Annotated in this window: 6 protein-coding genes; all 6 read left to right on the forward strand. The window is 51.2% G+C overall.

Features of this window, described 5'->3' with window-relative positions; translation table 11 throughout:
- The first annotated feature begins 85 nt into the window (after positions 1-85).
- Positions 86-1,054 carry a CRISPR-associated protein gene (locus A6M21_RS01220; RefSeq protein ID WP_066666075.1) on the forward strand — a complete coding sequence of 323 codons (969 nt, stop codon included), beginning with the start codon at positions 86-88 and terminating at the stop codon, positions 1,052-1,054.
- A 28-nt stretch (positions 1,055-1,082) separates the two neighbouring features.
- Positions 1,083-1,811, forward strand: coding sequence for a CRISPR-associated protein Cas5 (cas5, locus tag A6M21_RS01225; RefSeq protein ID WP_066666076.1), 729 nt, complete (start codon positions 1,083-1,085; stop codon positions 1,809-1,811).
- Complete coding sequence (gene cas3 / locus A6M21_RS01230; RefSeq protein WP_242868724.1) at positions 1,805-4,216, forward strand: CRISPR-associated helicase Cas3'; 2,412 nt, start codon at positions 1,805-1,807, stop codon at positions 4,214-4,216. Before cas5 ends, cas3 begins: the two co-directional genes overlap by 7 nt.
- 34 nt (positions 4,217-4,250) lie before the next feature.
- Positions 4,251-4,757, forward strand: coding sequence for a CRISPR-associated protein Cas4 (cas4, locus tag A6M21_RS01235; protein ID WP_066666078.1), 507 nt, complete (start codon positions 4,251-4,253; stop codon positions 4,755-4,757).
- A gap of 23 nt (positions 4,758-4,780) precedes the next feature.
- Positions 4,781-5,773, forward strand: a complete 993-nt coding sequence (gene cas1b / locus A6M21_RS01240) for a type I-B CRISPR-associated endonuclease Cas1b (protein ID WP_066666079.1) — start codon at positions 4,781-4,783, stop codon at positions 5,771-5,773.
- A gap of 337 nt (positions 5,774-6,110) precedes the next feature.
- Entirely contained in the window at positions 6,111-6,374 is a 264-nt protein-coding gene (gene cas2 / locus A6M21_RS01245; protein WP_066666080.1) for a CRISPR-associated endonuclease Cas2, read from the forward strand.
- Positions 6,375-6,557 lie beyond the last annotated feature (183 nt).

A 6,557-nucleotide genomic window follows, 5' to 3' on the forward strand; every position in this document is an offset into this window, starting at 1 on the left:
AGTGCATTTTTAGTGCGCAGCGGTTGTTCCACAAACATGCTTTTATCGTGTGTTATGTAAAAAATTATTTAAGGAGGGCTATTAAATGGCAGTTTCCAGCGGAGAAATTCTATTTGTTAAAGCGGTAAAGGATGGTATACCCAACCGGGACCCCTTGAATGATTCCGATGCCAGGCGTATTTTCGGGGAGGATGACGGCAGGATATCCCTTTCCGACGTCAGCATTAAAAGAGATGTGCGGGACTACGTGCTGGCCAAATACCCGGACGGAGGCGGCAAGGACGGCCGCCACTACGTTTTCTGCCGGGAAGAGAGAACTCCCGACGGTAAATTGCTGGGACGGGACCGGCTGGCGGAGGCCATTTTAGAAAGGTCGGGCCGTAAGGACAGCGCGGACAAGCCTACGGCCTTGTTGGAGTCCACCTTCGATATGCGCGTTTTTGGCGCGGTTTTCAGCGTGTCTAAAAAAAGCTTTCACAAGACCGGCCCGGTTCAGTTCGGGTGGGCTCATTCCCTGCACCCCGTGGAGACCAAATATGTGCAGGGAACGGTGGTCATGCCCAGCAGCGACGTGGGTGATGCCGGTAAGGAAGAAGGAAAGGAGCAGGGTACCATTTGGACCACCTACATCCTGCCCTTTGCCGTTTTTGCCATGCCGGGGGTGGTCAATGCCTCTGTCGCGGCAGAAACCCAAATGAGTGCCGATGATCTGGAGTTATTGCTGGAGGGGCTCTGGAAGGGCACCCTGCACAGGCAGGCGCGCGGCCGGGGCATCCAGCAACCGCTCCTGCTAATCCATGTGGAATATACAGACAAGTTTTTCCGCATCGGTTACCTGGAAGATTATCTGCACCTGGAACCGGGGCGGGATGCCTGGCTCGGCGGGCAGCCACCCGTTTCTTTGGAGGAAGTTACCCTGGACATTTCAAAATTGGCTGGAATCATCGGCAATAACAGTCCTTACCGCGATCGAATCGCCAGGATCCGCTGGGTGAAAGCACCATCCTTGAAAGTAAAAGGTGAATTGCCGGGGGAAGAATGGAAGATGTGGTAAGTACTGCGCGTAAGGGGGCAAAAAGGAGATGTATGACCAAGTCCTGATTTTTAGCGTCAAAGGTTCCCTGGCTCATTTTCGTCAACCGGATACCACGGCCACCCATGCCACCTATCCAATTCCCCCCAGGCCGACCATCCACGGCTTGCTGGCTTCTATACTGGGCTTATGCTTTGATGACTTGGAAGGGGAAGCCTTTTTACAGGAAGAACATTTTGTCGGGCTGACCCTGTTAAACCCGGTGCGTACGGTTTGCGCCCAAATGTCCATGCATGGGAAGGGCTTTACCGGAGGCGGGGGAGATTCCTTTAACCGGTTGACTACAATTGAGTTGGTGGTCTCCCCCCAATACCTGGTTTATTACACCGGCAGCAGGCTGGATGAACTGGCGGAAAGGATCCGGGCGGGGCAAAGTGTTTACCACACCTATCTGGGCTCGGCCTACTGCCTTGCGTTCCCCGTTTTTCACGGCCTTTATCCGCTGGAAGAAATAGTGCCGGGGCAAGGTGAGCCTTTGCCATTTTCATCCGTGGTACCCCAGGAAGTTATTCAAGAAGTTGTTTTTGAGCCGGGAGGAAATTATGCCGTAGCCCGGGCTCTTCCCTACCGTCACATCGGCGGCCGGGTTTTTGAGCGGACGGTAAACATCCATTACGAAACAAACGGCCGGGATCTTAAAATCAAAGTCCGAAAGCCACCGGAAATTGCCTGTAAATTTTTTAAAACGCATGAAGGTAAGGTGGTTTGTCTGTGGTAAATGGCTGTCCACTGGAGGCGTGCATCGCCCGCCCGGCTGACAAGGACAGGGTATATTCTTTAAAAGATCACCTGCTGGCTGTTGCTGATTCCTGCGGCAACCAGTGCGGTGATCGTCCGGACCGGCTCAGGTTTCTGGCGGGATTGCTGCACGATGCGGGGAAAAGCAGCCGGGCCTGGCAGGACTATATTCAGGGGAAGGTTAAAAAAGGTGTGCCGCATTCTTTTGCCGGGGCCATGCTCTTTGCCGCCGTTTTTGCCGAACTTCTGGAAACCTGGCGGCCGTCCAGGCAGGATAGGAAGAACTTATGTCACCTGGCCGTCAGCCTGACCCAGATCCTGTATAACCACCACGGCAGGGTTGAAGATATCAACGGTGATTTCCCTCCATGGACCGGGGTTTTTGCCCCTGTTGACATCCTGGAGACAGATATCCCGGGCCTGCTCAACCTGGTGGCACTTTATTTTCCGGAAATATACGACAGACTGCAAATGTACATCGGGGGGCCGCAAAGCCTGGTAGAAGCAATATCCTCCATTGCCGGCCCTGACCGCTGGCAAAGGTGGACTAATGAGATGCTCACCCGGGTGGAGAAATTATTACGGGAAGGGAACCCGTACGAGACAGGGGCGAGGCTTTGCCTCCAGCGAGAGAATGCCCGCCTAATCTCCGCGGACCGTTTGCATGCCGGAAGTTTTACAATTGATGAAAGCAGTTACCTGTCACCGGACCGGGCTGTCCCGGCCCGGGACAGGATCCGTCATTATTGCAACCAGCGAAGGAGTGAAATGACCGGACAGGCCGATCTATCCATCCTGGATGTCCGGGAAAAGTGGCGTAAGATTGCGGTGGACAACTTCCTGGCAAATAAGCTGGAAAAGATATTTACCCTGGAATTACCCACGGGTTACGGCAAGACAATGACCGCTCTATCCGTGGCCCTCCAGTCTGTTGCGCAAGGCCTGAGTAAGAGAATTATCTATGTAGCGCCGTATCTATCCATCTTGTCCCAGTCGGCTTCGGAAATTAAGGCGGCCACCGGTCTTTCCGTGCTTATCCACCACCATCTTTCCGCCTTGCAGGGCCTGGTTGAGCATGAACTTGTGGAAGACCTGCTCCTGGAGACGTGGCAGGCACCGGTAGTGGCCACCACCTTCAACCAACTTTTCCTGGCCCTGTTTCCGTACCGTGCCCAGAACACACTGCGGTTGGCCGGACTAAGGGACTCATTTGTAATTGTGGACGAACCCCAGATCGTCAACGCCGACGCCTGGAATGTCTTTCTTGCCATGGCCGAGGCGGCGACTACCGAAATGGGCGTAAAATTTTTATTCGTTACCGCCACCATGCCCGGCACCGGCGGCGGAGTTTTCGGCCGGGTGGTTTCCCTGGGCCGGGCGGAGCCTGTCTCAAACCGCTATCAGGTGGAAGTAGGCGAAAATGAAGATGAAGATTCCCTGGCCGGGAAAGCGCTTGAGTCGTATCACACATTTGGTTCCACAGCGGTAATTTTAAACACTGTGCGTGATGCGGCCGAAGTTTACCGGCGGGTGCGGGACGGGGCACAAAAGGGCGAAGTGTATTTTCTCTCCGGGCAAATGACGCCCCTGCATAAAAAAGAAAAGATTGCCGCCATCAAATCATCCCTAAAGGACGGCCGGAGCGTTCTGGTTGTGTGCACCCAGGTTTTGGAAGCAGGGGTGGACTTGAGCTTCAAACAGCTCTTCCGGGCACTGCCGGTAATACCTTCGCTGGTGCAGGCGGCCGGGCGTGTAAACCGCCACGGCGAAGGGGGAAAGGGTAAACTTTTTGTCTTTGATTTTTACCGCGGCGGGGAAAAGAAAACCAGGCCGTATGTCTACCGGGACTGGGAGCAGCGGGAAGTCACCGATATCTGCTTAACCGCAAACAAAATATTTGATGAAGCTGCAACCGGTCAACTGGTCCGGCAGTATTACCAGATGTGTTTTCAGCGCAACACCCGCCAGGCGGGGCTGGAAAAAATCCTGGAAGGAGCCCGGGGTTGCTATGCCGCACCGGCCGGTTTGAGCCCCTTTGGCCGGCATGTTCCCCAGTACGGTGTCTTTGTCCCGCTGATTTTCGGTGAATTGCCTCCAGAGGTGGAATTGGCCATGAAGAAGTTCGGCTGTACCAAACCGGACGAGATTTGGGACAGATATGCCTCCAAAGGCTTTTTGTCCTCCCTGGAATATGTGGATAAAAAACAGTTTATGGGGTTAATGCAGCACTTCATCGTCCAGGTACCGGAGGAAACTGCCGGGGAAGTGGGAGAACCGGTGGAAAAAAGAGCTATTTTGCGTATTAAAGGAAATTCACTTTATTCAGAGGAAACGGGTCTTTCCTCGATTAATGCAAGTGACGAAAGAGAGATTTGGTTTATTTGAATTGTTTGCATTCATGGGGAGGGGGGTAAATTGAATGGGGGACCAGGAAATAAACGTTAGCGGGACCCTGGTTTGGTATTACTACATCTGCCCCAGGGAGGTCTGGCTGATCGGCCACCAGATCAATCCGGACGAAGATGACGCCAATGTAAACCTTGGGCGTTTCATTCAGGACTACTCTTACCCGCGTGAACGCAAGGAGTTGCTGGTCGGCCACAGCAAAATGGACGTGTTCCGGGTGACTGAAGATGGTCTGGTTATCGGTGAAGTCAAAAAAAGCTCGAAATATCGCAGCAGTGCCCGCATGCAGCTGGCCTTTTATTTGAGTGAGCTTAAACAGCGGGGCATTGTGGCCAAGGGTGAATTACGTTTTCCCAGGGAAAAGCGCCGGGAGGAAGTGGTTTTAGATGAGCAGACGGAGCTAGAATTGGACCGGGTGCGCCGGGAGATCCTGCACATTCTTTATCTGGCCGCCCCACCGGCGCCGGTGAAAATTAAATTCTGCAAGAATTGCGCCTATGCCGAATTTTGCTGGTCCTGACCCAAATAAGCCGGGGTGGTATGATGAAAAAAACATTATATATCTTTTCCAGCGGTGAACTTTCGCGCAAGGACAATACGCTCTATTTCGAAAGGGAGGAAGGCCGGCGCTTCATTCCGGTGGAAGACACCGGGGAAATCATGATTTTCGGTGAGGTGGATGTAAACAAGAAGTTGCTGGAATTCCTCTCCATGAAAGAAATCATCCTGCACTTTTTTAATTACCACGGCTATTACATGGGTTCCTTCTATCCTCGCGAGCACCTCAATTCCGGCTACATGACCCTGAAACAGGCGGAGTATTACCTGGATGAAGAAAAACGCATGGCTATCGCCAGGGAATTTGTGCGCGGCGCGGCCCAAAATATCCGCCAGGTGTTAAAATACTACCGTAACCGGGAAAAGGATGTGTCTGAAAAAATAAATGCCGTGGAAAACCTTTTTATGTCAATAGAGGAATGTAGGGATATTCCGGCTCTGATGGCCGTGGAGGGAAACATTCGGGACCACTATTACCAGTCCTTTGACAGGATTGTGGGTAATCCTGATTTCGTGTTCGAGGAGCGCAGCCGGCGACCTCCAAAAAATTATCTGAATACGCTAATTAGTTTTGGTAATTCGCTCATGTACACCATCTGTCTTAGCGAAATATACAAGACTCATCTGGACCCGCGCATCGGCTATCTGCATGCTACCAACTTCCGACGTTTTACCCTCAACCTGGATGTGGCCGAGATATTCAAACCGATCATAGTGGACAGGTTGATCTTTACCTTGCTTGGAAAAAGAATGATTACCAGGGATGATTTCGAACGCGAGACAGAAGGAGTTATGATGAAGGAGAAAGCCAGAAAGTGTTTTGTGGAGAATATGGATGAGAAATTAAAGACCACAATCAATCACAGGGAAATCGGGCGCCCGGTCTCTTACAGAAGGCTGATCCGTTTGGAGCTTTATAAATTGGAAAAGCATTTGATGAAAGAAAAGGAATACCAGGCTTTTGTAGCCAGGTGGTAGGAACTGGATCTGTATTTTCCAGTTTGGCAAGGATTGTACCGCGATAAAATTCGGATCACCGGCCGCCACTTCCCGGGTATTTGCGGGATTGTTTCTTGAAAAAGGATCCGATATCGCGGCGGCCTGCGGGCGGTTGCAGGACGGTATTTGCGGGATCGTTTCTTGAAAAAGGACCGTGATATTTCTGCTGAGCGACAAGATTACTTTAATAATTATGTGGAGTGTCTGGAGGAAAGCGTGGTAAAATATAGAGGAGGAAAGTTAGCACGGTAGCAATTGGCCATTTGTATAGAGCCTGTCATCGCCGGGTGTTGAGAATAAGGTTGGTGACCTTACACTGTTCGTTATCCTGGTTTATGATGTTAACCAAAAAAGGGTGGCCAAGGTTTTGAAAAAATGTCGCCAGTACCTTAACTGGGTCCAGAATTCGGTATTGGAGGGCGAAATTTCTGATGCCAATCTAAAGAAGTTAAAAATGGAACTGGAAAAAATAATTAGAAATGACGAGGATTCGGTAATTTTTTACTGCCTCCGGACCACGAAATATTCCTCCCGGGAAATAATGGGCTTGAAGAAAGGTGGAGATGAAAATATAATTTAAACTGGGACGAGAAATGGCGTCGCTCACCAATAGCGTAAAAATACCGGTAGATCGACGACACAAAAAAATGAAAAATTTCTTTTTGCATAAGGATTTTTTCATCGGCCTTCTGGCAGAGACCTACAGGGCTTTATTGCCGGGGCCTTAATTTTAGGGCATCGTAACGGGATGTTAGCCTACCTA

Source organism: Desulfotomaculum copahuensis (genome assembly GCF_001655685.1).
Taxonomy (GTDB): Bacteria; Bacillota; Desulfotomaculia; order Desulfotomaculales; family Desulfovirgulaceae; genus Desulfotomaculum_G; species Desulfotomaculum_G copahuensis.

Excerpts from the sequence above, each read along its gene's own strand:
- cas1b (WP_066666079.1), top strand. The coding sequence starts at position 4,781 with ATGAAAAAAACATTATATATCTTTTCCAGCGGTGAACTTTCGCGCAAG.
- cas5 (WP_066666076.1), top strand. The coding sequence starts at position 1,083 with ATGTATGACCAAGTCCTGATTTTTAGCGTCAAAGGTTCCCTGGCTCAT.
- cas4 (WP_066666078.1), top strand. The coding sequence starts at position 4,251 with ATGGGGGACCAGGAAATAAACGTTAGCGGGACCCTGGTTTGGTATTAC.
- A6M21_RS01220 (WP_066666075.1), top strand. The coding sequence starts at position 86 with ATGGCAGTTTCCAGCGGAGAAATTCTATTTGTTAAAGCGGTAAAGGAT.